Origin of the sequence: Pseudomonas sp. PLMAX, assembly GCF_046042685.1 — a bacterium.
Lineage (GTDB): Bacteria > Pseudomonadota > Gammaproteobacteria > Pseudomonadales > Pseudomonadaceae > Aquipseudomonas > Aquipseudomonas putida_AE.
In genome coordinates this window covers 5402516-5427895 of sequence record NZ_CP064949.1, presented here as the reverse complement: position 1 = coordinate 5427895, position 25380 = coordinate 5402516, and the positions used below count along the sequence as shown (strand labels likewise).

Genomic DNA, 25380 nt, shown 5'->3' with positions numbered 1-25380 from the left:
TTTTATGCCCGAAAAACCTTACCGCTGATGCACCAGATTCCCCGCCGCATAAGTCTGCAACACAGTCCGGTCATCCCCCAGGGTCATCAGCACAAACAACGTCTCGGCAATGTTATTGGCCTGCTGCAAGCGATAACCCAGCAAAGGCGTGGCGTTGTAGTCCAGCACCAGGAAATCGGCATCGCTGCCCGGCTGCAGGTTGCCGATCCTGTCTTCCAGGCGAAGTGCACGGGCGCCGCCGAGGGTCGCCAGGTACAGCGACTTGAACGGGCTCAGGCGCGCGCCTTGCAGTTGCATGACCTTGTAGGCTTCGTTGAGGGTTTGCAGCAGCGAGAAACTGGTGCCGCCACCAACGTCAGTGCCCAGGCCGACGTTCAGCTTGTGCTTCTCCGCCATCGGCAGGTTGAACAAACCACTGCCGAGGAAGAAGTTCGAGGTCGGGCAGAACGAGATGGCCGAACCGGTTTCCGCCAGTCGCGCGCATTCGTCATCGCACAGGTGCACGCCGTGGGCGAACACCGAGCGCTCGCCGAGCAATTGGTAGTGGTCGTAGACGTCCAGGTAACCCTTGCGCTCCGGGAACAACTCCTTGACCCACTCGATTTCCTTGAGGTTCTCGCTGATGTGGGTCTGCATGTACAGATCCGGGTATTCGGTCAGCAACTGGCCGGCCAGGGTCAGCTGTTCCGGGGTGCTGGTCGGGGCAAAACGCGGGGTGACCGCATAGTGCAGGCGACCCTTGCCGTGCCAGCGCTCGATCAGCGCCTTGCTTTCCAGGTAGCTGGATTCGGCGGTGTCGGTCAGGTAGTCCGGGGCGTTGCGGTCCATCATCACCTTGCCGGCGATCATGCGCAGGTCCAGCTGCTCGGCGGCTTCGAAGAACGAGTTCACCGATTGCGGATGCACGCTACCGAACACCAGCGCGGTGGTGGTGCCGTTGCGCAGCAGTTCCTTGATGAAGATGTCCGCGACCTGGTCGGCGTGCGCTTTGTCGGCGAACTGGCTTTCGCAGGGGAAGGTGTAGGTGTTGAGCCAGTCCAGCAGTTGCTCGCCATAGGCGCCGACCATGCCGGTTTGCGGCAGGTGGATGTGGGTGTCGATGAACCCGGGGGTGATCAGCGCATCCTGGTAATGGGTGATCTCGATATCGGCCGGCAGGGTTGGCAACAATTCACTGGCGTGGCCGAGGGCGCTGATCTTGCCGTTGTCGATCACCAGCAAGCCGTCCTCGAAATACTCGTACGAGGCTTCGATCCCGACTTCGGCAGGGTCGGCGATGCTGTGCAGAATGGCGGCGCGGTAGGCTTTGCGAGTCAGGGGCATGATTATTCTCAGTTGGATGCTTTCAATTTTGTCGCCTGACTGCGGCGTGAAACGGGCAGCAGTTTGGCAATCGGTTCGGCGCTGGAGGTTTGCTGGCCGAAATTGGCGTTGTAAGTGGCGATGATCTCGCCGGCGATGGAGATGGCGATTTCCACAGGCAGTTTGCCTTTGACTTCGCCGATGCCCATCGGGCAGCGCATGCGTTGCACGACGCTGCTGTCGAAACCTCGGTCGCGCAGGCGGTGTTCGAATTTCACCCGTTTGGTCTTCGAGCCGATCAGGCCGAAGTAGGCAAAGTCGTTGCGCTTGAGGATGGCGGCGGTGAGTTCGAGGTCGAGTTGGTGGTTGTGGGTCATGACGATGCAATAGCTGCCGGCGGGCAGGTCATCGATTTCGTCCACCGGTTCTTCGCTGACGATCTTGCGCACGCCGTGGGGGATCTGTTCCGGGAACTCGTCTTCGCGTGAATCGATCCAGCGTACCCGGCAGGGCAGGCTGGCCAGCAGCGGTACCAGTGCGCGGCCGACGTGGCCGGCGCCGAATACGGCGATCTGCGCCTGGACCTGGCCCATCGGTTCGAACAGCAGCACGGTCGCGCCACCGCAGCACTGGCCCAGGCTGGCGCCGAGGCTGAAGCGCTCCAGATGGGTGTCCTGCTTGCCGCTGGCGAGCATCTCGCGGGCAATCTGCATGGCCTTGAATTCCAGGTGCCCGCCACCGATGGTGTCGAAGGTCTGGCGGGCGCTGACGACCATCTTCGAACCGGCATTGCGCGGCGTCGAGCCGAGCTCTTCGATGATGGTCACCAACACGCAGGGTTCACCCTGGTTTTGCAGGTCGGCGAGGGCGTCGATCCAGTTGTACATGTTTCACCTCGACATCTCTGTTGTCAGTTCGGGCCTCTTCGCGAGCAAGCCCGCTCCCACAGGGGAATGCATTCCAAATGTGGGAGCGGGCTTGCTCGCGAAGGCCGCGCCTCGGTCTAGAGCGAAGCCAGTTCGGCTTCAGCCTCAACGGCTTTGGCCACCTTCAACTGGCGCATCTGCTCACACCCCCACAACACCCGCTCCGGCGTCGCCGGCGCGTCGATTTTCGGCTGATGCTTGTAATCACCCAGACTGGCCACCGCATCCTTGATCGCACACCACGCGGCGATGCCGAGCATGAACGGCGGCTCGCCCACGGCCTTGGAATGGAACACCGTGTCTTCCGGGTTCTTGCGGTTTTCCACCAGCTTCACCCGCAGGTCCAGCGGCATGTCCGCCACGGCCGGGATCTTGTAGCTGGCCGGGCCGTTGGTCATCAGCTTGCCCTTGTTGTTCCACACCAGCTCTTCCATGGTCAGCCAACCCATGCCCTGGATGAAACCGCCCTCGACCTGGCCGATGTCGATAGCCGGGTTCAGCGAGGCGCCGACGTCGTGGAGGATGTCGGTGCGCAGCATCTTGTACTCGCCGGTCAGGGTGTCGATGATCACCTCGCAGCAGGCGGCGCCGAAGGCGAAGTAATAGAACGGACGCCCCCGGGCCTGGCTGCGGTCGTAGTAGATTTTCGGCGTCTTGTAGAACCCGGTACTCGACAGCGACACCTGGGCGAAATACGCCTGCTGGATCAGCGCTTCGAAGGTCAGGATATGATCGCGAACCCGTACGTGGCCGTTGTGGAATTCCACGTCTTCTTCGCTGACCTTGTACTGGCGAGCGGCAAATTCCACCAGGCGTTGCTTGATGGTCTCTGCGGCATTCTGCGCAGCCTTGCCGTTGAGGTCGGCGCCACTGGACGCAGCGGTCGGCGAGGTGTTCGGCACCTTGTCAGTGTTGGTCGCAGTGATCTGCACGCGGTCCATTTCCACCTGGAACACCTCGGCCACAACCTGCGCAACCTTGGTGTTCAGGCCCTGGCCCATCTCGGTGCCGCCATGGTTGAGGTGGATGCTGCCGTCGGTGTAGACGTGCACCAGCGCGCCGGCCTGGTTGAGGAAGCTGGCGGTGAAGGAGATGCCGAATTTCACCGGGGTCAGCGCCAGGCCCTTTTTCAGGATCGGGCTGTTGGCGTTGTAGCGGCGGATCGCTTCGCGGCGCTCGGCGTACTGGCTGCTGGCTTCCAGTTCGGCGGTCATTTCCTCGAGCATGTTGTGCTCGACGGTCTGGTAGTAGTGGGTGACGTTGCGCTCGGTCTTGCCGTAATAGTTGGCCTTGCGCACCGCCAGCGGGTCGAGGGCCAGGTGCCGGGCGATGGCGTCCATCACCTCTTCGATGGCGACCATGCCTTGCGGGCCGCCGAAGCCACGGTAAGCGGTGTTCGAGGCGGTGTTGGTCTTGCAGCGGTGACCATTGATGGTCGCGTCGCCCAGGTAGTACGAGTTGTCGGAGTGGAACATCGCGCGGTCGACGATCGACGCCGACAGATCCGGCGAGCAGCCGCAGTTGCCGGCCAGTTCCAGGGCAATCCCGTGCAGGCGCCCGGTGCTGTCGAAGCCGACGTCGTATTCGACATAGAAAGGGTGACGCTTGCCGGTCATCAGCATGTCTTCGACCCGCGGCAGGCGCATCTTGGTCGGCTGGCCGGTGAGGTGCGCGATCACCGCGCACAGGCACGCCGGGCTCGCCGCTTGCGTCTCCTTGCCGCCAAAGCCGCCGCCCATGCGGCGCATGTCGACGACGATCTTGTTCATCGACACGTCCAGCACTTCGGCCACCAGCTTCTGCACTTCGGTGGGGTTCTGCGTGGAGCAGTAGACGATCATGCCGCCGTCTTCGGTGGGCATCACCGAGGAAATCTGGGTTTCCAGGTAGAAGTGTTCCTGGCCACCGATGTGCAGGGTGCCCTGGATGCGGTGCTCGGCGGTGGCCAGCGCCGTGGCCGAATCGCCGCGCTGATGGGTGTGGCTGTCGAGCACGAAGTGGCGCTTGCGCAAGGCTTCGACCACGTCCAGCACCGGCTCGAGGTCTTCGTATTCGATGATCGCGGCCATCGCCGCCTTGCGTGCGGTTTCCAGGTCTTTCGCGGCGACGGCGAGCACCGGCTGGCCGACGAACTGCACGTCGTCGATGGCCAGCAGCGGGTCACCCGGCAGCAGCGGGCCGATGTCTTTCAGGCCCGGCACGTCTTCGTGGGTGATGGCGATGCGCACGCCCTCGAAGGCGTAGCACGGCTGGGTGTCGATGCTGATGATCCGGGCGTGGGCGCGGTCGGACAGGCGGGCGTACACGTGCAGCTGGTTGGGAAACTCCAGGCGATCGTCGATGTACTGCGCTTCACCGGACACATGCTTGGCCGCGCTGTCGTGCTTGACGCTGCGGCCGACACCGGTGGTCAGGTCCTTGGCGAACAGTTCAGCCAGTTCGGCCTGGGTCTTCTCTACGGCGTGATGGTTAGACATAAGCGGTCACCCGAGTCTCGATGTGCGGCGTTTGCAGTTCGATGAAGTATTTGCGCAGCAGGTTCTGCGCACTGAGCAGGCGATATTCCTTGCTGGCGCGGAAGTCCGACAGCGGCGTGAAATCTTCCGCCAGGGCAGCGCAGGCACGTTCAACGGTGGCGCTGTTAAAGGGCGCACCGATCAACGCGGTTTCGCAACTGTTGGCGCGCTTTGGAATGGCCGCCATGCCACCGAACGCCACGCGGGCATCGGCGATCACACCGTTTTCCAGGCGCAGGTTGAACGCCGCGCACACCGCGGAGATGTCATCGTCCAGGCGCTTGGACACCTTGTAGGCGCGGAACAGCTGTTCGACGCTGGCGCGCGGCACGATGATCTTCTCGATGAACTCGCTTTCCTGGCGCGCGGTGACGCGGTAATCGATGAAGTAATCTTCCAGGGCCAGGGTGCGGCGGGTATCGCCCTTGCACAGGACGATCTGCGCACCCAGGGCAATCAGCAGCGGTGGCGAGTCGCCGATGGGCGAGGCGTTGCCGATGTTGCCGCCCAGGGTGCCCTGGTTGCGGATCTGCAAGGAGGCGAAACGCTGCAGCAATTCGCCGAAGTCCGGGTACTCGGCCTTCAACGCTTCGTAGCAGTCGGAGAGGGCGGTGGCGGCACCGATTTCCAGGCGGTCGTCGAAGCGATCGATGCGCTTCATTTCGGCGACGTTGCCGACGTAGATCATCACCGGCAGGGTACGGTGGAACTGGGTCACTTCCAGCGCCAGGTCGGTGCCGCCGGCCAGCAATCGGGCTTGTGGATAAGCGTCGTACAGGTCGGCCAGGTCGGCCACGGTCAGCGGCACCAGGCAGCGCTTGTCACCGCTGTTGAGTTCGCCGATGTCGGTCGGCGCGATGGCTTTGAGCCGCGAAATGGTCTGGGCTTCATTGGCATCGAACTGATCCGGTTGCTTGGCGCAGCAGGACTGCTCGGCGGCTTCCAGGATCGGCCGATAGCCGGTGCAGCGGCAGAGATTGCCGGCCAGGGCTTCGTGGGCCTTGTGCTGATCCGGTGCATCGCTGTTCTTTTGCAGGGCAAACAACGACATTACGAAACCCGGGGTGCAGAACCCGCATTGCGAACCGTGGCACTCGACCATGGCCTTCTGCACGCTGTGCAGCTCACCCTTGTGCTTGAGGTCTTCAACGCTGATCAGTTGCTTGCCGTGCAGGGACGACACGAATGTCAGGCACGAGTTGAGGCTGCGGTAGCGAATGTGTTCGCGGCCGTCGTCATCGGTCTGCAGCTCGCCGACCACCACGGTGCACGCGCCACAGTCACCGCTGGCGCAGCCTTCTTTGGTGCCGGGTTTGCCCACATGGTCGCGCAGATAATTGAGCACGGTCAGGTTCGGGTCCAGGGCGTGCTCGCTACGGAGTTCCTGGTTGAGTAAAAACTGGATCACGGAAGGCCTCGCAGACTCATTATTGTTGTTAACCGCCATGAACCGAATTTAGCAGGTCTGACTTTCCGGTCAATGATTTTCTGACTTAAAGGTCAGGAAAATGCATTTTGTCGATTAACGCCTGTTTTCTTCAGTATTGACCCTCGATCAATACCTTGCTTTTTGCTTGAATCGTGCCAAAACCACCGGGCAGGCCCTGCGCCATGACGTATCAATTGCGCTACACTGCGCCGCTTGTGCAAATCGAAGAGTTTGAAGGACAACCATGACGTTCAAGGCGCCGGACAGCCTCGCCGAGCAAATCGCGCATCACCTCGCCGAACGCATCATTCGCGGCGAGATGAAGCCCGGGGAGCGCATCCAGGAACAGAAGGTCACCCAGGCACTCGACGTCAGCCGCGGCTCGGTTCGCGAGGCCTTGCTGATTCTCGAGCGCCGGCACCTGATCGCCATCCTGCCGCGCCGGGGCGCCCACGTCACCGAGCTCACCGCGCACAAGGTCAAGAGCCTGTGCACGCTGATGAGCGAGATGTACATCCTGCTGGCCAACGCCGTGGCCAACGGCTGGAAAGTCCAGGCCGACCTGGCGCCATTCCTGCAAATCCAGCAGCGCCTGACGGCCAGCTTCGAACGCCAGGACATCCATAGCTTCGTCGACGACAGTTTCAATGTGATGCGCGCCACCTATCCGTTCGCCAACAACCCGTACCTGCAGGAAACCGTCGAAAACCTGCAGCCGGCCATGAGCCGTGCGTATTTCCTCGCCCTGGACCAGCGCAAGGCCTCGATGAGCGAATACCTGGCCTTGTTCGAGCGCCTGCTCGCCGCCGTGATCGCCCGTGACTTTGCACAGATCCGCGAAGTGCTGACCGCTTACGGCCAGCGCAGCTGCGATCTGGTGATCTCTGCCCTGACGGACGCATAAGCGTGCGGCTAAAGTGCATCAAGCTGGCGGGGTTCAAATCCTTCGTCGACCCGACCACGGTGAACTTCCCCAGCAACATGGCGGCGGTGGTCGGGCCCAATGGTTGCGGCAAGTCGAACATCATCGACGCCGTGCGCTGGGTGATGGGCGAAAGTTCGGCGAAGAACCTGCGCGGCGAGTCGATGACCGACGTCATCTTCAACGGTTCGACCAGCCGTAAACCGGTGAGCCAGGCGAGCATCGAGCTGGTGTTCGATAACACCGATGGCACCTTGCTCGGTGAATACGCCGCCTATGCGGAAATTTCCATCCGCCGCAAAGTCACCCGCGACAGCCAGACCACCTATTACCTCAACGGCACCAAATGCCGGCGCCGTGACATTACCGATATCTTCCTCGGCACCGGCCTCGGCCCGCGCAGCTACTCGATCATCGAGCAGGGGATGATCTCCAAGCTGATCGAGTCCAAGCCTGAAGACCTGCGCAACTTCATCGAAGAAGCGGCGGGGATCTCCAAGTACAAGGAGCGTCGGCGCGAAACCGAAAACCGCATCCGCCGCACCCACGAAAACCTCGAGCGCCTGACCGACTTGCGCGAAGAGCTGGAACGTCAGCTTGAACGCCTGCACCGCCAGGCTGAAGCGGCCAAGAAGTATCAGGAACTCAAAGGCGAAGAGCGTCAGCTCAAGGCGCAACTGTCGGCCCTGCGCTGGCAGGACCTGAACGAACAGGTCGGCCAGCGCGAAGCGATCATTGGCACCCAGGAAATCAGTTTCGAAGCCCTGGTGGCCGAACAGCGTAATGCCGATGCCAGTATCGAACGTTTGCGCGACGGCCATCACGACCTCTCCGAGCGCTTCAATCTGGTGCAGGGGCGCTTCTATTCGGTCGGCGGCGACATAGCCCGGGTCGAACAGAGCATCCAGCACGGTCAGCAGCGCTTGCGTCAGTTGCAGGACGATCTGAAAGAAGCCGAGCGCGCGCGCCTGGAGACCGAGTCGCACCTTGGTCACGACCGCACGCTGCTGCTGACTCTCGGCGAAGAACTGGACATGCTCACGCCGGAGCAGGAAGTCACCAGCGCCGCCGCCGAAGAGGCCGCCGCTGCGCTGGAAGAATCCGAAACCACCATGCATGGCTGGCAGGAGCAGTGGGACACCTTCAACCTGAGCGCTGCCGAGCCGCGGCGCCAGTCGGAAGTCCAGCAGTCGCGCATCCAGCAACTGGAAACCAGCCTGGAGCGCCTGGCCGATCGGCAGAAACGCCTCGGCGAAGAGCGCGCTTTGCTCTCGGCGGATCCGGAAGATGCAGCGATCATGCAGCTTAGCGAGCAGCTCGCTGAATCCGAGGCGACCCTCGAGGATTTGCAGACCAGTGAAGAAGCTCAGGTCGAAAAGCTCGAGCAACTGCGTCAGCAACTGCAGCACGCGCTGACGGCACAGCAACAGGCCCAGGGCGATCTGCAGCGGCTCAATGGTCGCCTGGCTTCGCTCGAAGCCCTGCAGCAAGCCGCGCTCGATCCGGGCACCGGCACCGCCGAGTGGCTGCGCGAGCAGCATCTGGCGGATCGCCCGCGCCTGGCCGAAGGGCTGAAGGTTGAAGCAGGTTGGGAACTGGCGGTGGAAACCGTTCTCGGCGCCGACCTGCAAGCGGTGCTGGTGGATGACTTCAACGACTTCGACCTTTCCAGCTTTGCCCAGGGCGATCTGCGCCTGCTCAGCCCGGCCAGCGATGGCCAGCGAGTGCCTGGCAGTTTGCTCGACAAGGTCGAGGCGCAGATCGATCTGTCGCCATGGCTGGGGCAGGTCAAACCGGTCGACAGCCTCGAAGAGGCCTTGGCTTTGCGTGGTCAGTTGGCCGCCGGCCAGAGCCTGATCAGCCGCGATGGATACTGGGTCGGTCGGCACTTTCTGCGAGTGCGCCGTGCCAGTGAAGCGGAAAGCGGCATGCTCGCCCGTGGCCAGGAAATCCAGAAACTGGGCCTGGAGCGCGAAGAGCGCGAAGCGGCGGTCGAGTCCCTGGAAACCGAATTGCAAAACCTGCGGGCGCAACAGCGTCAGCAGGAAAACGGTCGCGAACACTTGCGTCGTTTGCTGCAGGACGAAGCCCGTCAGCAAGGCGAGTTGAAGGCCCAGCTGTCGGCCGGCAAAGCCAAGGCCGAGCAGTTGGCCCTGCGGCGCACCCGTCTTGACGAAGAAATCGAGGAACTGGGCGAGCAGCGCGCCCTGGAGCACGAAAGCATCGGTGAAGCGCGCCTGCAATTGCAGGAAGCCCTCGACGCCATGGCCCTGGACACCGAGCAGCGCGAGCTGCTGCTGGCCCAGCGCGACAGCTTGCGCGAACGCCTTGACCGGGTGCGCCAGGAGGCCCGCCAGCACAAGGATCACGCCCACCAACTGGCGGTGCGCCTGGGCTCGCTCAAGGCCCAGCACGATTCCACGCGCCAGGCCCTGGAGCGCCTGGAAATGCAGGCCGAACGCCTGACGGAAAAGCGCGAACAGTTGAGTCTGAATCTGGAGGAGGGCGAGGCGCCGCTGGAAGAGTTGCGCCTGAAACTCGAAGAACTGCTCGACAAGCGCATGACCGTCGACGAAGAGCTCAAGACCGCGCAGATCGCCTTGGAGGATGCCGACCGCGAACTGCGTGAGGCTGAGAAGCGCCGCAACCAGGCCGAACAACAGTCCCAGCTGATTCGCAGCCAGCTGGAAACCCAGCGCATGGAATGGCAGGCCCTGACCGTGCGGCGCAAGGCATTGCAGGACCAGTTGCTCGAAGACGGTTACGACCTGCACGGCGTGCTGGCCACCCTGACCGCCGAGGCCAGCGAGAAAGCCGCCGAGGAAGAGCTCGAGCGCATCGCCGCGCGGATCCAGCGCCTGGGCGCAATCAACCTCGCGGCCATCGATGAGTACCAGCAACAATCGGAGCGTAAACGTTATCTGGACGCCCAGAACGACGATCTGGTCGAAGCCCTCGACACGCTCGAAAACGTGATTCGCAAGATCGACAAGGAAACCCGAAACCGTTTCAAAGATACCTTTGATCAGATCAATGGCGGTTTACAGGCACTTTTCCCAAAAGTTTTCGGTGGAGGCCGCGCGTATTTGGAACTGACGGGCGAAGATCTACTCGATACAGGGGTGACGATCATGGCGCAGCCGCCCGGAAAGAAGAACAGCACCATCCATTTGCTCTCCGGTGGCGAAAAAGCCCTGACCGCATTGGCCCTGGTTTTTGCGATCTTCAAGTTGAACCCGGCGCCGTTCTGCATGCTCGATGAAGTGGACGCGCCATTGGATGACGCTAACGTTGGACGTTATGCGCGACTGGTCAAGGAGATGTCGCAGACGGTGCAGTTCATCTACATCACCCACAACAAGATCGCCATGGAAATGGCCGAGCAATTGATGGGGGTGACGATGCACGAACCGGGTTGCTCGCGTCTGGTGGCGGTGGATGTCGAGGAGGCCATGGCGATGGTGGATGCCTGAGGCGTGGCTTTCAGGGGGGATTTTTTTACAGTGGGACTCAATTTGCCATGCCGACTTGCTGGCCAATCGACATATTCGCGGGACCAACGTGCCAGACGGTGTAAAGTTGCCTTTGGTCGTGCTAGTTTAATGTCAATTTTTCGTATACGTGGGTAAAACGCCTGTCAGAACATAGAGTTGGCGCCACGTTTTAAAGCGGTTTACAGAATGTAAGCCCCTTATTTTTCAGCATTTTTTATAGAGGCACGGGATTACATGGAAATCGGTCTGCGCGAGTGGCTGATCGTCATCGGCATTATTGTCATTGCCGGTATTCTTTTTGATGGCTGGCGCCGTATGCGCGGCGGCAAGGGAAAACTGAAATTCCGTCTCGACCGGAGCCTGTCCAACCTGCCCGAAGAGGACGCCAGCCCCGAGGTGTTGGGCCCGTCCCGCGTGCTGGATACGCACAAGGAACCGCAATTGGACGAGCACGACCTGCCGTCGGTGAGCATGCCGGCCCGGGACTCCCGCGATTCGGGCTCCAAGCGCGGCAAGCGTGGCCATGGCGAACCTTCCCAGGGCGACATGAACCTCAGCCTGGACCTGGACGGCGGCCCGAGCTTCAGCAGCCGTGACGACGATTTCCCGGATGACACCAAGCCTGCGCCAGCGGTCAGCGACAAGGAACAGCCGCAAGCCGAGGAAGTGCTGGTCATCAGCGTGATCTGCCGCGACCCAGCCGGCTTCAAAGGCCCGGCGCTGCTGCAGAACATTCTCGAAAGCGGCCTGCGTTTTGGCGAAATGGACATCTTCCACCGCCACGAAAGCATGGCCGGCAATGGCGAAGTGCTGTTCTCCATGGCCAACGCGGTCAAGCCGGGCGTGTTCGACCTGGACGACATCGACCACTTCAGCACCCCGGCGGTGAGCTTCTTCCTCGGCTTGCCAGGCCCGCGTCATCCGAAGCAGGCCTTCGACGTGATGGTGGCGGCGGCGCGTAAATTGTCGCAAGAGTTGAACGGCGAACTGAAGGACGACCAGCGCAGCGTACTGACCGCCCAGACGATCGAGCACTACCGTCAGCGCATCGTTGAATTCGAACGTCGCGCACTGACCCAAAAACGCTGATATTTGCACCGTGTGGATATCCACCTCCACACCCTGTAGGAGCCGGCTTGCTGGCGATGGCGATCTCAAATACGCCTTCGCCGGCAAGCCGGACTCCTACAATGATTTGTACAGCATCAACAAATTGAGCAGCCTCGGCTGCTCTTTTGCTTTATGAGAGAACACCCATGACTGCCGCCCAAGACCGCATTCTAGAGCTACGCGCCGAGCTGGACCTGCACAACTATCGCTACCACGTGCTGGACGAGCCGAGCATCCCGGACGCCGAGTACGATCGGTTGTTCAACGAGCTCAAGGCCCTCGAAGCAGCCAATCCCGACCTGGTCACCCGCGACTCGCCCACCCAGCGGGTCGGCAGCGCCGCGCTGTCGGCGTTCACCCAGGTGCGCCACGAAGTGCCGATGCTCAGCCTGGGCAACGCCTTCGAAGAAACCGACATGCGCGAGTTCGACCGTCGGGTGACCGAAGGCCTGGACCTGCCGGCCGGTGATCTGTTCGGCGCTGGCGCGGCGGTGGAATACAGCTGCGAACCCAAGCTCGATGGCCTGGCGGTCAGCCTGCTCTATCAGGACGGCATGCTGGTACGCGGGGCTACGCGCGGCGACGGCACCACCGGTGAAGACATCAGCGTCAACGTGCGCACCGTGCGCAACATCCCGCTCAAGCTGCACGGCAGCGGCTGGCCGGCGACCCTGGAAGTGCGCGGCGAAGTGTTCATGTCCAAGGCCGGTTTCGAGCGGCTCAATGCCACGCAACTGGAAGTCGGTGGCAAGACCTTCGCCAACCCGCGCAACGCCGCGGCCGGCAGCTTGCGCCAGCTGGACTCGAAGATCACCGCCAACCGTCCGCTGGAATTCTGCTGCTACGGCATCGGCCAGGTGTCCGCGGACATCGCCGATACCCACATCGGCAATCTGCAGCAGCTCAAGGTTTGGGGCATGCCCATCAGCCACGAGCTGAAACTGGCGAACGGCATCGACGAATGCCTGGACTACTACCGCGACATCGGCGAACGCCGCAACGCGCTGCCCTATGAAATCGACGGCGTGGTGTTCAAGGTCAACAGCATCGCCTCCCAGCGGGAACTGGGCTTCCGCGCCCGCGAACCGCGCTGGGCCATCGCCCATAAATTCCCGGCCATGGAAGAACTCACCGAATTGCTCGACGTCGAGTTCCAGGTCGGTCGCACCGGTGCGGTGACGCCGGTGGCGCGCTTGAAGCCGGTCAAGGTCGCCGGTGTCACCGTGGCCAACGCGACGCTGCACAACATGGACGAAGTGGCGCGCCTGGGCCTGATGATCGGCGACACGGTGATCATCCGCCGCGCCGGCGACGTGATTCCGCAAGTGGTGCAAGTGGTCACCGAGCGCCGCCCGGAAAACGCCCGGCCAGTACAGATTCCAGAGCAATGCCCGGTGTGCGGCTCCCACGTCGAACGTACGCAACTGGTCAAGCGCAGCAAGGGCCGCGAGACCGTCAGCGAAGGCGCGGTGTATCGCTGCGTCGGGCGCCTGGCCTGCGGTGCGCAGCTCAAGCAGGCGATCATTCACTTCGTCTCGCGCCGGGCCATGGACATCGAAGGCCTGGGCGACAAGAGCGTCGAGCAGTTGGTCGATGAAGGCCTGGTGAGTTCGCCGGCCGACCTGTACGCCCTGAAGTTCGAAGACATCGTCGATCTGGAAGGTTTTGCCGAACTGTCGAGCAACAAGCTGCTTAGCGCCATCGCCGACAGCAAGAAGCCGAGCCTGGCCCGCTTCATCTACGCCCTGGGGATTCCCGATGTCGGCGAAGAGACGGCCAAGGTGCTGGCGCGTTCCCTGGGTTCGCTGGAGCGGGTGCAGAAGGCCTTGCCGCAAGTGCTGACCTACCTGCCGGACGTCGGCCTGGAAGTGGCCCACGAAATTCACAGCTTCTTCGAAGACGCGCACAACCAGCAGGTGATCGACGAACTGCTCAAGCACGGCTTGCAGATTCAGGACCAGGGCGAGCTGGGCGCCGAGTTCGCCGCCAGCACCACCCTGGGCGGTTTCCTCGACAAGCTGCACATCCCTTCGGTAGGGCCGGGCGGGGCGCAGAAACTGGCCGACAAGTTCGGTTCGCTGCAAGCGGTGATCAGCGCCGATTGGCTGGACATGCGTCAGGCTTTGCCCGAGAAACAGGCCAACTCCGTTCGCGAGTTTTTCGCCCTTGAGGCCAATCGCCAACTGGCTGAGGACGCCGAGAAACAACTGGCCGATTTCGGCATGCACTGGCAGAGCGAGAAGAAAGTCGTCGAAGGCCTGCCACTGGCCGGACAGACCTGGGTGCTCACCGGTTCGCTGGAACTGATGAGCCGCGATGTGGCCAAGGACAAACTCGAAAGCCTCGGCGCCAAAGTGGCCGGCTCCGTATCGGCCAAGACCCACTGCGTGGTCGCAGGGCCTGGCGCGGGGTCGAAGTTGACCAAGGCCAATGAGCTCGGGCTAAAGGTGCTGGATGAAGAAGCATTCGTCGAGTTCCTGAAAGGGCACAACATCACGGTCTGACGCCCTCAAGATCAAAAGATCGCAGCCTGCGGCAGCTCCTACAAGGATCGCGCAAACGCCGCCGTCCCCTGTGGGAGCTGCCGCAGGCTGCGATCTTTTGATTCACCCCCGCAAAGCGGGGGAACGATCACCCCCCAGCAATGATCTAGTCTTGGCAAGCCCCAGGGAGAGATCGCTCATGTACCGCTTCTTCGAACAGCTCAGCTCGCGCATCGCCGCCCCCTTCATGGGCGAAAGCTCGCGCAACAGCAAAATCTGGCCCTGTCGTTGCGGCCAGTCGCTGTTCTTTCGCAACAGCCAGTGCCTGGCCTGTTCCGCAGCCCTGGGTTACCAACCCGAGCAGAGTCGCCTGTCCTCGCTACAACCGGGCGAGCAGCCCGACACCTGGCTACTCGATGCCGATCCCGCAGCCGGCGTATTCCGTCGCTGCGCCAACCTCGATTCCCCAGCCGCCTGCAACTGGCTGCTGCCAGCCAACGACCAAGATGCCCTGTGCATCGCCTGCAGCCTGAACCGTACCATCCCCGATTTATCCATCGCCGAAAACCACGAGCGCTGGCGCAAGGTGGAAACCGCCAAGCGCCGCCTGATCGCGCAGTTGCTCAGCCTCGGGTTGCAAGTCATCCCGAAAACCCAGGACGAAGAAACCGGCCTGGCCTTCGACGTCATCGGCGTCGACCTCGAAGGCAAGGCACCCACCACCGGCCACGCCAACGGCCTGATCACCCTCGACATCAAGGAAGCCGACGACGCCCACCGCGAACAGGTGCGGGTGCAGATGCACGAACCCTATCGCACCTTGCTCGGGCATTTCCGTCACGAAGTCGGGCATTATTATTGGGACCGCCTGATTGCCAACAGCGATTGGCTGCAACCCTTTCGCGACCTGTTCGGCGATGAACGCGCCAGCTACGCCGATGCCCTGGAACGGCATTACCAGCAAGGGGCGCCGCTCGACTGGCAGCAGCAGTACGTCAGCGCCTACGCCACCATGCATCCGTGGGAAGACTGGGCCGAAACCTGGGCTCACTATCTGCACATGATGGACGCCGTCGACACCGCGCTCGGCTTTGGCATGAGCGCGCGGGAAATGGACTTCGACTACCAGCCGTTTCCCTCCAGCACCCTGTACGATCCGCAGCACCCCGGCGGCGCCGCCTTCCTGTCGTTCGTCAACGCCTGGATCGAACTGGCCGGCATGCTCAACGAGCTGTCGCGCAGCATGGGCCAGCCGGATTTCTACCCCTTCGTGCTGCCGCCCGCGGTGATCGCCAAGCTGCACTTCATCCACCTGGTGATCCAGCGCGAAGGCGGCAGGGCCGACGAGGTGCTGGCACAATAGTCGCGCATGATGGCAATTCAGTTTCAATTAAGTTGGTTTCGCTAAGGTGGCCCCCGTAGGCAACACATAAAAAATACGGAGACACCCATGAAATCCTTTACTGCCCTGTTCGCCGCATCCCTCATCGGCCTGACCGCCAACCTCGCCCAGGCGCGCGACCTCGGCCCCGATGAAGCCCTGAGGCTGCGCGACGCTGGTACCATTGTGTCTTTCGAGAAGCTCAATGCCACGGCGCTGGCCAAGCATCCCGGCTCCACCGTCACCGAAACCGAACTGGAAGAAGAGTACGGCAAGTACATCTACCAGGTTGAACTGCGCGATCCGCAGGGCATCGAGTGGGACCTGGAGCTGGACGCGGTCAGCGGGCAGATTCTCAAGGATCATCAGGACACGTAATGACGCTGCATTCCTTTTCCCCTCGACGCGCCAGCGGCCGCCTGGCGCTGGCGCTGCTGGTTTTCTGCTCGGTGGTCATGGCCCGCGACCTCGACCAGGACGAGGCCCTGCGCCTGCGCCAACAGGGCGTGATCCTGCCGCTCGAGCAGCTTCTGCAAAAAGCGCTGGATCGTTATCCGGGGGCCAAGCTGCTGGAGGCCGAGCTCGAAGAGAAACACGACGTCTACATTTATGAAGTCGAATTGCTGACCACCGAGGGTGTGGTCCGCGAACTGGACATCGATGCCACCACCGGCCATTTACTCAAAGACAAGGAAGATTGACCCATGCGTTTGCTCCTGGTGGAAGACCACGTGCCGCTGGCCGACGAACTGGTGGCCGGCCTCAATCGCCAAGGTTATGCCGTGGACTGGCTGGCCGACGGCCGCGACGCGGTGCACCAGGGTAGCACCGAACCCTACGACCTGATCATCCTCGACCTCGGCCTGCCGGGGCTGCCCGGGCTAGACGTGTTGACCCAGTGGCGCGCCGCCGGCCTGGCGACGCCGGTGCTGATCCTCACCGCCCGCGGTTCCTGGGCCGAGCGCATCGAAGGCCTCAAGGCCGGCGCCGACGACTACCTGACCAAACCTTTCCACCCCGAAGAACTGCACCTGCGCATCCAGGCCCTGTTGCGCCGCTCCCACGGCCAGGTCAATCAACCGACCCTGAAGGCCGCCGGCCTGCAACTGGATGAGGGGCGCCAGTGCGTCACCCGCGATGGCGCCGACATCCAGCTCACCGCCGCCGAGTTTCGCCTGTTGCGTTACTTCATGCTGCACCCGGAACAGATCCTCTCCAAAAGCCACCTGGCCGAACACCTCTACGACGGTGAAACCGAGCGCGATTCGAACGTGCTGGAAGTCCACGTCAACCACCTGCGGCGCAAACTCGGACGCGACGTGATCGAAACCCGTCGCGGCCAGGGTTACCTGCTGGGTGGGCAAGCCCGGTGAGATCGATCCAGCGCCGTTTGAGCCTGGGCCTGATCAGCGTGATGGTGATCGTCGGCCTGGTGTTGGCACAAACCAGCCTGTGGCTGTTCGAAGTGGGATTGCAGCGCTACCTCGAAGCCGGCTTGCGCAACGACAGCGAAAACCTGCTGGTGGCGCTGGTGCGCGGCCCCCAGGGTTTGCAACTGGATGAGCGGCTGCTGTCGCCGGCGTATCAGCGGCCGTTTTCCGGCCACTATTTCCGCATCGATTTTGCTGACAGCCACTGGCGCTCCCGTTCACTCTGGGACCAGGAATTGCCACGCCTCGAACGGCCGGGCCTGGAGAGCAACCTGCAACTGGGCCCGGAAGGCCAACAGCTGCTGGTGCTGCGCTCGGACTATCGGCGCCTCGGCCAGTCAATTTCCATCAGCGTGGCCCAGGACTACACCCCGGTGCGCGAGAGCTTCCAGCGCATGCAACAGATTGGCCTCGGCCTGGGGCTGGCGGGCCTGCTGCTGATCCTGCTGCTGCAACGGCTCACCGTGCGCCGCGCCTTGCGCCCATTGGAAAAGGCCCGGGAACAGATCGCGCAACTGCAACAGGGCCAGCGCTCGCAACTCGACGATCAGGTGCCCATCGAACTGGAACCGCTGGTGACCCAGATCAACCATCTGCTGGCCCACACCGAAGACAGTCTCAAGCGCTCCCGCAATGCCCTGGGCAACCTCGGCCACGCCCTGAAAACCCCGCTGGCGGTGTTGTTGAGCCTGGCCTCCAGCGAGCAACTCGACGCCCACCCGCAACTGCGTCAGGTCCTCAAGGACCAGCTGGAACAGGTCCGCCTGCGACTCAATCGCGAACTCAACCGCGCCCGCCTGGCCGGCGACGCATTGCCCGGGGCCTTGTTCGATTGCGACGCCGAACTGCCGGGATTGCTCGCCACCCTGAACATGATCCACGGCGAACACCTGCACCTTAGCTATGTCGCACCCAGCGGCCTGCAATTGCCCTGGGACCGCGAAGACCTGCTGGAACTGCTCGGCAACCTGCTGGACAACGCCTGCAAATGGGCGGACGCCGAAGTTCGCCTAAGCGTGGTCGAAACCGCACAAGCCTACGAATTAAACGTGGAAGACGACGGCCCGGGCATTCCCCAGGACCAGCGCGATCAGGTAATCAGCCGCGGCACCCGCCTGGATGAACAGACCGACGGCCATGGCCTGGGCCTGGGCATCGTGCGCGACATCGTCGACAGCTGGGGAGGGCAGCTACTGCTGCAAGAAAGCGAGTGGGGCGGCTTGAAAGTGACCATCGACTTGCCCAAACGCTGAAACAACGGGGCGATCAACGCCCCTCGAGCAACCCGGCCGCCTGATCCAGCAAGCCCAGCGGATCCTTCGCCTTGTGGATATCCACCGACAGCAACTGACGAAACTTGCGCGCCCCCGGAAACCCGGTACCCAGCCCCAGCACATGGCGAGTGATATGGTGCATCGCGCCACCGGCTTCCAGGTGCGCAGCGATATAAGGTCGCAACTGCGCCAACGCCTCGGCGCGTGTGATCACCGGCGCGGTGCTGCCAAACAACTGCTGATCCACCTCGGCCATCACATAGGGATTGTGATAAGCCTCACGCCCGAGCATCACCCCGTCGAACGTCTGCAAATGCTCGTGACAGGCTTCCAGGCTCTTGATCCCGCCGTTGAGAATAATCTCCAGCTCAGGGAAGTCCGCCTTCAACCGCGCAGCCACGTCATAACGCAGCGGCGGAATATCGCGATTCTCCTTCGGCGACAACCCCTCCAGAATCGCAATCCGCGCATGCACGGTAAAACTGGTGCAACCGGCATCACGCACCGTGCCAACGAAATCGCACAGCTCTTCATAGCTGTCCCGCCCATTGATCCCGATCCGATGTTTCACCGTCACCGGAATCGACACCGCATCACGCATCGCCTTCACACAATCGGCCACCAACTGCGGATGCCCCATCAGGCACGCGCCGATCATATTGTTCTGCACCCGATCACTGGGGCAGCCCACATTCAAATTCACCTCATCGTACCCATGCTCCTGCGCCATCCGCGCACAGGCCGCCAAGTCCAGCGGCACACTGCCACCCAACTGCAACGCCAACGGATGCTCGGCCTCGTTGTGCCGCAGGAACCGCTCGTGATCGCCGTTGAGCAGCGCACCGGTGGTGACCATTTCGGTGTAGAGCAGCGCGTGCTTGGAGAGCAGGCGCAGGAAGAAACGGCAGTGACGGTCGGTCCAGTCCATCATCGGGGCGACGGAGAAACGGCGGGAGAGCGGGGCGGGTGTGGCGTTGGATACGGACATGGGGGATCTGGAATCGGTGAGGCTGGGAAGGTGGGGGAGTTTATCAGGATTGGGGGTTTGGTGAGTCTTGCGCCTTCCACAGCCATCGGAAACGCCGTAATTGGTTATGTTTTCAACGGATGTAGAGCGCGTGTTTAAAAACACTCAGTGAAACTTCGCACTGACTACAACACCTTGCGTCGTTGCCTACAGCTGAGACAGAATCCGCCGGCTTGTGCGTCCAGGGCATGGGTTCTATCGTTTGCCGGTCACTGAAAAAACCAGTGATCGGGTTTGGTAGGCCCGTAGCATCGACGCCTTGCGTCACCTTTTACTGTCCAATGTTAGGGCGGTGTTTTTATGGTGGCCATGCGCAGGGCTCCTTCGGGAGCGCCGGTTACGATGCCCGGTCTACCAACCTTCGTATGGTCGCCACCCTTCGTTTGGTAGCGAGGTGGTGATGGCTCCGGGGGTGTACGGGATTTTGTGTAAACGGCGTTGCTGTTAATCCTGCACAAGCCTGTCTTCGAACTGGATACTGAACCTGTTTAACGCTCCCGCCCAGTCTCTGATTGGCATTGTCCACTTCTTGCTGATGTTGTTCAGCGCGAGATAAAAGAGCTTCATGACCGCATCGTCTGTCGGGAATGAGGCTCTGCTTTTAGTGACTTTGCGCAAGCTCATGTTGATCGATTCGATGGCGTTGGTGGTGTAAATCACCGTCCGTATCTCAGGCGGGTAATCGAACAACGGTATGACCCTCGCCCAGTTCTTGCGCCAGGATTGGCTGATCAGAGGGTATCGATCATCCCATTTGGCCTCGAAATCGGTCAGCTTCTGCTCGGCCATCTCGACGGTTGTTGACCGGTAGATAAGCTTGAGATCAGCAGCCGCTTCACGCTGATATTTCCACGATACAAACTTCAAGCTATTGCGAACCATGTGCACGATGCACAGTTGAACCGAAGCTTGCGGATAGACCACTTCGATGGCTTCAGGGAAGCCCTTGAGCCCATCTACACAGGCAATGAAAATGTCTTTTACCCCGCGGGTTCTAAGCTCTGTAACGACTTGCAGCCAGAACTTGGCACCTTCCGTCTGCGCGATCCACAGCCCTAACACCTCTTTGTGGCCGTCCATGTTGACGCCAATGGCCAGGTAAACCGCTTTGGTTCTGACCGCGCCGCTATCACGCACTTTGACGTGTATGCAGTCGAGGTAGAGGATCGGATAGAGCTCATCCAGAGGGCGCGACTGCCAGACCTTGACCTCCTCACTGACCGCATCGGTAATCGCCGAGATGAGGCTTGGAGAGACCTCAGTGCCGTACATTTCCTCCAGGTGCCCTTGGATTTCCCGAACAGTCATGCCACGGGCGTACAGTGAAATCACCTTGTCATCAAAGCCGGTCCAGCGCGTCTGGTGCTTGGATATCAGCTGAGGCTCGAACATGCCCTGGCGGTCACGGGGAATCTCCAGCGGTAGCTCGCCAAAGTCGCCCTTGAGCGTCTTGCCGCTATGGCCGTTGCGTGCATTTCCTTCGGCATTGGTCACCGCTGCGCTTTTGTCATGACCCAGGTGTTCGGTCATTTCAGCTTCCAGGGCCCGTTCGACGAGCATCTTGGTGAGCTGTTTGAGCAGACCGTTTTCGCCGATCAGATCCTCTGGCTTTCGGTAATTGGCCAACAGGCTATCGGCCAGTTTTACCAACTCAGGATCGGGTTTGACTCGCTTGGTGCGCTTAGGCTCGGTCATTTGAAACTCCTTGGGGTAGGCAGTGTGCGCCTAATGACCGTTTACACAAACCTCAGTACACCCTCATGGCTCCTGTTAAATAGCATCGGAGTTCCATCCATGTTCAAGGTCACACCCAACCCGCCGGACACCGACCCGGCATCCCCGTACGAAACCCTCGATTCAAAAAAACTCCACGACGCCGCCGAGCGCGCCCTCGACTATCACCTGAAGCCGGACGTCCCCATCATGGACATCCCCCGCACAATCAGCACCATGTTCATCGTCAACCCAGAGCTCGATACCGAAACCCTGCTGGCCCATGCTTGTGAGTCGCTGGCGTCGGCCAATGTCATGACGATGGATCTGGCCGATCATATGGAGGGACCCAGGCGCAATTCACTGTTAGGCATTGCGCAAGTCATCATGTTGGGTAAGCTGGCGGTGAATCGGGCGTTGGATCGACTCGACCTACCTGAGTAGCCACGTTTCCTGGGGCGAGGGGGGCATGCCCCCGGTCGGCTGCGTAATAGTTGTAAAGCACCATTGGTGTAAAGGCTCATTCTTACGCCAATGGTGTTCTAACAAAAATAAACTGATCCATTGTGCTGGTTCTTTCCCATCACTTACCCACCCCCTTCTCCCCCTCTTGGTGCCTTAGTTGTTTTGGTGCGGTTGGACAAAGAGGTAATCGCGAAAAGATTTAAATACCTGTCATAAATCACAGGTGCGAGGAAAGTGAGTGTTTGATAGATTTTTTCTTGGTAACGGAAAGGGGGCAGGTTTGTTTTGGCGAGTTAAATGATGCGTGCATGCTTGAAAAATAAGTTTGTTACCATTTCAAGGCGTAGGTTGCTTGGATTTTTGTTCGATTGGAAAAGTAGGTGATCGAAAAAAAGTTTCAATGTCTGTCATAAATCACTGGTGCAAGGAAGGTAAGTGTTTCATGGTTTTTTTATTAGGCTAATCAACTTTATGCTGGTTAATTCGTAAGGTAAGGGAGTTTAATATGAATATTACACCTGTTCCGCCTGCTCCGCCTGTCCCACCATTTCCGAATACATCATTCATAACTAAAGCATCTATTATTGGCGCGCCGTACGTCGGTGCTGTCACTCGGGCCCCAGGACCGGTGTTTATGTATTCAGGAGCTCTGAATTCTGATCATAATAGTATATATTTTCCTCTGATGAGGTCGACCAGAGTTGGTGATACTTTGAATCTTTATCTCACCGAGGCCACCACTTTAATTTCGGTAGATATTAACGCCTGTCGCGTGACTCCGGCATCGCCAGCGAGCGTGATCACGTTAGGTGCTCCTTTGTTAGAGTCCTATATTGACTCCAGATACGGTCAATATATGTGTGAAATTTGGCTCGATAAAATACAGGATGAGCTTTCAAAGGCAGGGGTAGCTACGACAGGACTCTTTAGACTTTCTTACGATCAACGTAACAGTTCGGGAAATGTAGTAGCTATTGGTGATCGTGATTATAATATCACCTAACAGGTAGCTTCTCCGTTGCAAAGGACTGATGCGGGGAAGCCCATCCAATTCAGACTTGCCCAGGTTAATAAACGGATGGGGGATGAAATTGTTAGCGTTAAGCTTTTCGAAAATGGTCCACGTTGATTCTAAAAATGAGTTGGTTCTCCCCAATCGCAAAGGTTCGGTGATCGCGCCAACGGGTTGCCATGGGCTGCATAAATTTCGTCTTGGGCGAAATTTAACATCCGAGACTCGATGTATTTATGGGGCGCTGGCTTTAATAACTCATGTATGAAGGCACGACCGAAAGTGAACGGTGATAAAACAGAAGGACGTAGGTGAGTGAAGTTGACCTCTGGGAGGGGAACAAGAAAAGCGGGCCGGAGAACGCAAAGGGACGACGGAGAGGTTGCTGAAAATGACAATTTAGACCAGTATAAAGACCTAATTTGGAGTCTTAATCATGCAAAGCGTATTGGCCGATATTGCCGTCAGCGTATCTGAATTGAAGAAAAATCCTTCGGCAGTACTGAGTGGCGCCCATGGCAGCCCGGTCGCCGTCCTCAACCATAATCGGGTCATGGGCTACATGGTCCCAGCCGATGTCTTCGAAGCCATGATGGAGCGACTGGACGATCTGGATCTGGCGGAGCTGGTCCGCGCCCGCCGCCACGAAACGCCCGTGCCGGTAGAACTGGATGACTTATAAGCTCGAATTCCTGCCTTCGGCACGCAAGGAGTGGGACAAATTGGGCCATACCTTGCGCGACCAACTCAAAAAAAAGCTCGCCGAACGATTGGAGAACCCCAGAGTGCCAGCGGATGCGCTGCACGGGATGCCGGACTGCTACAAGATCAAATTGAAATCGTCCGGGTACAGGTTGGTATATGAGGTTATTGAAGCGCGCGTCGTGGTTTCGGTGGTAGCAGTAGGGAAGCGGGAGCGTAGTGCGGTGTATGAGCGTGCGAAGAAGCCTCGTTGAGCGGCTGCGGTAGGTTCAGCAAACGTAACCTCCCTACATGATTCCCGGACTTTGCCTACAACTGCATCGAGACTCACCTCGATATTCTGGTCACCGACCTGCAAAAATCTGAATCTTGTGTGACGCCCGGGCTTTCCTTGACCAGGCAGGAGTTACCCCGTGAATATGATGAACTGCAACGGCTACGCCGCCCGCATTGACTACAGTGACGAAGACGGCCTGTTTGTTGGGCACATCGTGGATATCAAGGATGTCGTGGGTTTTCATGGCGAGTCGGTCAGTGAGCTCCGAGCCGCATTTGAAGAGGCCGTCACCGATTACCTGGAGACCTGCGCGAAACTCGGACGCGCACTGCAGAAACCTACTCGGGCAACCTGAGCTTGCGCCTGGCACAGAGCTCGATGAATACGAGCGGAGAAACCATCATGGAATACGACGAAAAACTGATTGAAGAAGCCGTGCTCGCCCTGTTGGCAACCTTCAGTTCCGATGACGGCAATGCCTGGAAAGGGTTCGACTTCGAGATCATGAACCGATTGCATGAGCACGGTTTCATCAGCAATCCGGTGAACAAGAACAAATCGATCTGGTTGACGGAGGAAGGGCTGGAGCGAGGTCGTCAGATAGCCGATCGGTTGTTTGGGGTGAGAGCTCAAGGGGAGCCTGCAGCCAACCCTGAGACCTGACTTCAGACTATGCTCACGCAGGCTATACAAGGTCATCTTCATCGTCTTTCAGGTGGCGATACCAACCATACAACGCCAAGGCAAGGATGGCGAAGATGATGACTATGAGGAGGATGGCTATGTAACGCATTTTACTCAGTGCCTTCGGCGTGAGTGTCTGTTTGGAATGCGTCCTTGCCGGTGAGCGAATGTAAGCTCCCGGCAAACAGCTGTCTTTAATACATAAGTTTGGGGGAAGGGTAGCGGTTGGACCGACGCCGGGAGAGTTGTGCGCAAAACCACCGATCCTGAACGAACCCTGTCACTCATCCAGGTTTCATTATAGGCGACGGGTCAGCGGCCTAGGATGAAGGCGTCGGCTCAAATCACCGCGCCTCCCCACAGGAATCCGAAAATGATCTCAACCCAAATCAAAGTCGCGCTAATCGCCAGCGCTTTGCTGTTGAGCGCCTGTTCGGGGACGAGTACCCACAGCTGTTTTTCCGAAGACTGCCAGCCGTCTGCTGGCTTTACCCCAAGTAACAGCAACAACCCCGGCAAACTGAATTTCCAGGGCAGTGCGCTTGGCAGCAGTTTCAGTGAATACAGCTCAGGTTTGCTGCAGGGCGACTGATTCGTCGCGAATTTCAGTACGTCTTTCTTGATCTGGCGATCAAGCCTCAACGCTGGGCAAACGTATCCGCCCGACTCCCCGACACCTTCCGGCAATGCACCAGCGCATCGCGAATCATGAAGTTCACCAGGGTCGGTGACACCCCCAACTCCTTGGCGATGTCCTTCTGTGGCACGCCATGCAAGCGGTACATCTCGAAGGCATAACGCGTGCGGCTTGGCAGTTCGGTCAGGGCGTCGGCGATGTTTTCCAGGGTGGAGAAGTTGATGTGCGAGGTTTCTGGTGAGGCGCCCTGGATGACCACGTTGAGGCCTTCTTCTTCAGGGCCGGAGTATTTCTGCTCCAGGGCCTGCTTGCGGTAGTGGTCGATGGCCAGGTTGCGCACGATCTGGAACAGGTAGCTGAGCTGCGCCTTGAACGAGGAGGTGATGTTCGGCGCCGATTGCAGGCGGAAGAACGCGTCCTGCACCACATCTTCAGCGCGCGAGCGGCAGCCGGTGATGCGGGCTGCAATCTTGACCAGTATCAGTCGATTGTCGACGAATGCCTGAAGTAGCGGCGAATCGCACCTGCTTGTGGACGCTTGTTCCGTCATGGAGATCACCTTGCTGCCAATAGGTTAGTGGGACGACAAGAAGGCC

At 60.0% G+C, this 25380-nt stretch carries 22 protein-coding genes and 1 pseudogene; 16 read left to right on the top strand and 7 right to left on the bottom strand.

Going from position 1 to position 25380, the window contains the following annotated elements; all coding sequences use genetic code 11:
* Positions 1-18 precede the first annotated feature (18 nt).
* The 4 genes from guaD to xdhA all read right to left on the bottom strand — a co-directional run bounded on the left by guaD (position 19) and on the right by xdhA (position 6152).
* Positions 19-1323, bottom strand: a complete 1305-nt coding sequence (gene guaD / locus DKB71_RS24555) for a guanine deaminase (protein ID WP_274073190.1) — start codon at positions 1321-1323, stop codon at positions 19-21.
* Positions 1324-1331: 8 nt separating this feature from the next.
* Positions 1332-2189: a xanthine dehydrogenase accessory protein XdhC gene (gene xdhC / locus DKB71_RS24550; RefSeq protein WP_408597994.1), complete on the bottom strand. Its 858-nt coding sequence runs from the start codon at positions 2187-2189 to the stop codon at positions 1332-1334.
* A gap of 116 nt (positions 2190-2305) precedes the next feature.
* On the bottom strand, positions 2306-4705 hold the full coding sequence (xdhB, locus tag DKB71_RS24545) for a xanthine dehydrogenase molybdopterin binding subunit (protein WP_408597992.1): 2400 nt from the start codon (positions 4703-4705) through the stop codon (positions 2306-2308).
* Positions 4698-6152, bottom strand: a complete 1455-nt coding sequence (xdhA, locus tag DKB71_RS24540; protein ID WP_408597990.1) for a xanthine dehydrogenase small subunit — start codon at positions 6150-6152, stop codon at positions 4698-4700. The genes xdhB and xdhA overlap by 8 nt, the downstream gene beginning before the upstream one ends.
* Before the next feature lie 265 nt (positions 6153-6417).
* Between xdhA and DKB71_RS24535 the strand changes: the two genes are divergently transcribed.
* The 9 genes from DKB71_RS24535 (at position 6418) to DKB71_RS24495 (ending at position 18246) form a co-directional block, all read left to right on the top strand.
* On the top strand, positions 6418-7077 hold the full coding sequence (locus DKB71_RS24535; protein WP_274073194.1) for a GntR family transcriptional regulator: 660 nt from the start codon (positions 6418-6420) through the stop codon (positions 7075-7077).
* A 2-nt stretch (positions 7078-7079) separates the two neighbouring features.
* Positions 7080-10568 (top strand): chromosome segregation protein SMC, encoded by a 3489-nt coding sequence (gene smc, locus DKB71_RS24530; RefSeq protein ID WP_408597988.1) that lies wholly within the window; start codon positions 7080-7082, stop codon positions 10566-10568.
* 255 nt (positions 10569-10823) lie between these two features.
* On the top strand, positions 10824-11678 hold the full coding sequence (gene zipA, locus DKB71_RS24525) for a cell division protein ZipA (RefSeq protein ID WP_274073196.1): 855 nt from the start codon (positions 10824-10826) through the stop codon (positions 11676-11678).
* Between the two features lie 167 nt (positions 11679-11845).
* On the top strand, positions 11846-14203 hold the full coding sequence (ligA, locus tag DKB71_RS24520) for an NAD-dependent DNA ligase LigA (RefSeq protein ID WP_408597985.1): 2358 nt from the start codon (positions 11846-11848) through the stop codon (positions 14201-14203).
* A gap of 178 nt (positions 14204-14381) precedes the next feature.
* Positions 14382-15545: a putative zinc-binding metallopeptidase gene (locus DKB71_RS24515; RefSeq protein WP_408597983.1), complete on the top strand. Its 1164-nt coding sequence runs from the start codon at positions 14382-14384 to the stop codon at positions 15543-15545.
* An 87-nt stretch (positions 15546-15632) separates the two neighbouring features.
* Entirely contained in the window at positions 15633-15941 is a 309-nt protein-coding gene (locus tag DKB71_RS24510; protein WP_274073199.1) for a PepSY domain-containing protein, read from the top strand.
* On the top strand, positions 15941-16264 hold the full coding sequence (locus DKB71_RS24505) for a PepSY domain-containing protein (protein WP_408597981.1): 324 nt from the start codon (positions 15941-15943) through the stop codon (positions 16262-16264). Before DKB71_RS24510 ends, DKB71_RS24505 begins: the two co-directional genes overlap by 1 nt.
* Positions 16265-16267: 3 nt before the next feature.
* Positions 16268-16936, top strand: coding sequence for a response regulator transcription factor (locus tag DKB71_RS24500; protein ID WP_274073201.1), 669 nt, complete (start codon positions 16268-16270; stop codon positions 16934-16936).
* A complete protein-coding gene (locus tag DKB71_RS24495) occupies positions 16933-18246 on the top strand; it encodes a sensor histidine kinase (protein ID WP_408597978.1) in 1314 nt (437 codons plus the stop codon). The genes DKB71_RS24500 and DKB71_RS24495 overlap by 4 nt, the downstream gene beginning before the upstream one ends.
* 13 nt (positions 18247-18259) lie before the next feature.
* On the opposite strand, the gene dusA is transcribed toward DKB71_RS24495, so the two are convergent.
* Together dusA and DKB71_RS24485 are read right to left on the bottom strand one after the other, a co-directional pair.
* Positions 18260-19255 carry a tRNA dihydrouridine(20/20a) synthase DusA gene (dusA, locus tag DKB71_RS24490; protein WP_408597976.1) on the bottom strand — a complete coding sequence of 332 codons (996 nt, stop codon included), beginning with the start codon at positions 19253-19255 and terminating at the stop codon, positions 18260-18262.
* A gap of 483 nt (positions 19256-19738) precedes the next feature.
* Positions 19739-20989: an IS256 family transposase gene (locus DKB71_RS24485; protein WP_408597974.1), complete on the bottom strand. Its 1251-nt coding sequence runs from the start codon at positions 20987-20989 to the stop codon at positions 19739-19741.
* 99 nt (positions 20990-21088) lie between these two features.
* Here DKB71_RS24485 and DKB71_RS24480 point away from each other — a divergent pair, with 99 nt between their 5' ends.
* The 7 genes and pseudogenes from DKB71_RS24480 to DKB71_RS24450 all read left to right on the top strand — a co-directional run bounded on the left by DKB71_RS24480 (position 21089) and on the right by DKB71_RS24450 (position 24739).
* On the top strand, positions 21089-21451 hold the full coding sequence (locus DKB71_RS24480) for a DUF6124 family protein (protein WP_408597972.1): 363 nt from the start codon (positions 21089-21091) through the stop codon (positions 21449-21451).
* A gap of 526 nt (positions 21452-21977) precedes the next feature.
* Entirely contained in the window at positions 21978-22475 is a 498-nt protein-coding gene (locus DKB71_RS24475) for a hypothetical protein (protein ID WP_408597970.1), read from the top strand.
* Between the two features lie 445 nt (positions 22476-22920).
* Complete coding sequence (locus DKB71_RS24470; protein ID WP_008056440.1) at positions 22921-23166, top strand: type II toxin-antitoxin system Phd/YefM family antitoxin; 246 nt, start codon at positions 22921-22923, stop codon at positions 23164-23166.
* Positions 23156-23440, top strand: coding sequence for a type II toxin-antitoxin system RelE/ParE family toxin (locus DKB71_RS24465; protein WP_046816214.1), 285 nt, complete (start codon positions 23156-23158; stop codon positions 23438-23440). Before DKB71_RS24470 ends, DKB71_RS24465 begins: the two co-directional genes overlap by 11 nt.
* A gap of 159 nt (positions 23441-23599) precedes the next feature.
* Positions 23600-23832: pseudogene (locus tag DKB71_RS24460) on the top strand (type II toxin-antitoxin system HicB family antitoxin); the annotation flags it as partial.
* Positions 23833-23865: 33 nt separating this feature from the next.
* Positions 23866-24126, top strand: coding sequence for a DUF6429 family protein (locus DKB71_RS24455; protein ID WP_408601153.1), 261 nt, complete (start codon positions 23866-23868; stop codon positions 24124-24126).
* A 394-nt stretch (positions 24127-24520) separates the two neighbouring features.
* Complete coding sequence (locus DKB71_RS24450; RefSeq protein ID WP_408597967.1) at positions 24521-24739, top strand: hypothetical protein; 219 nt, start codon at positions 24521-24523, stop codon at positions 24737-24739.
* 46 nt (positions 24740-24785) lie between these two features.
* Here DKB71_RS24450 and DKB71_RS24445 read toward each other — a convergent pair whose 3' ends face one another.
* A complete protein-coding gene (locus DKB71_RS24445) occupies positions 24786-25334 on the bottom strand; it encodes an RNA polymerase factor sigma-70 (protein ID WP_188265168.1) in 549 nt (182 codons plus the stop codon).
* Positions 25335-25380: the final 46 nt, after the last annotated feature.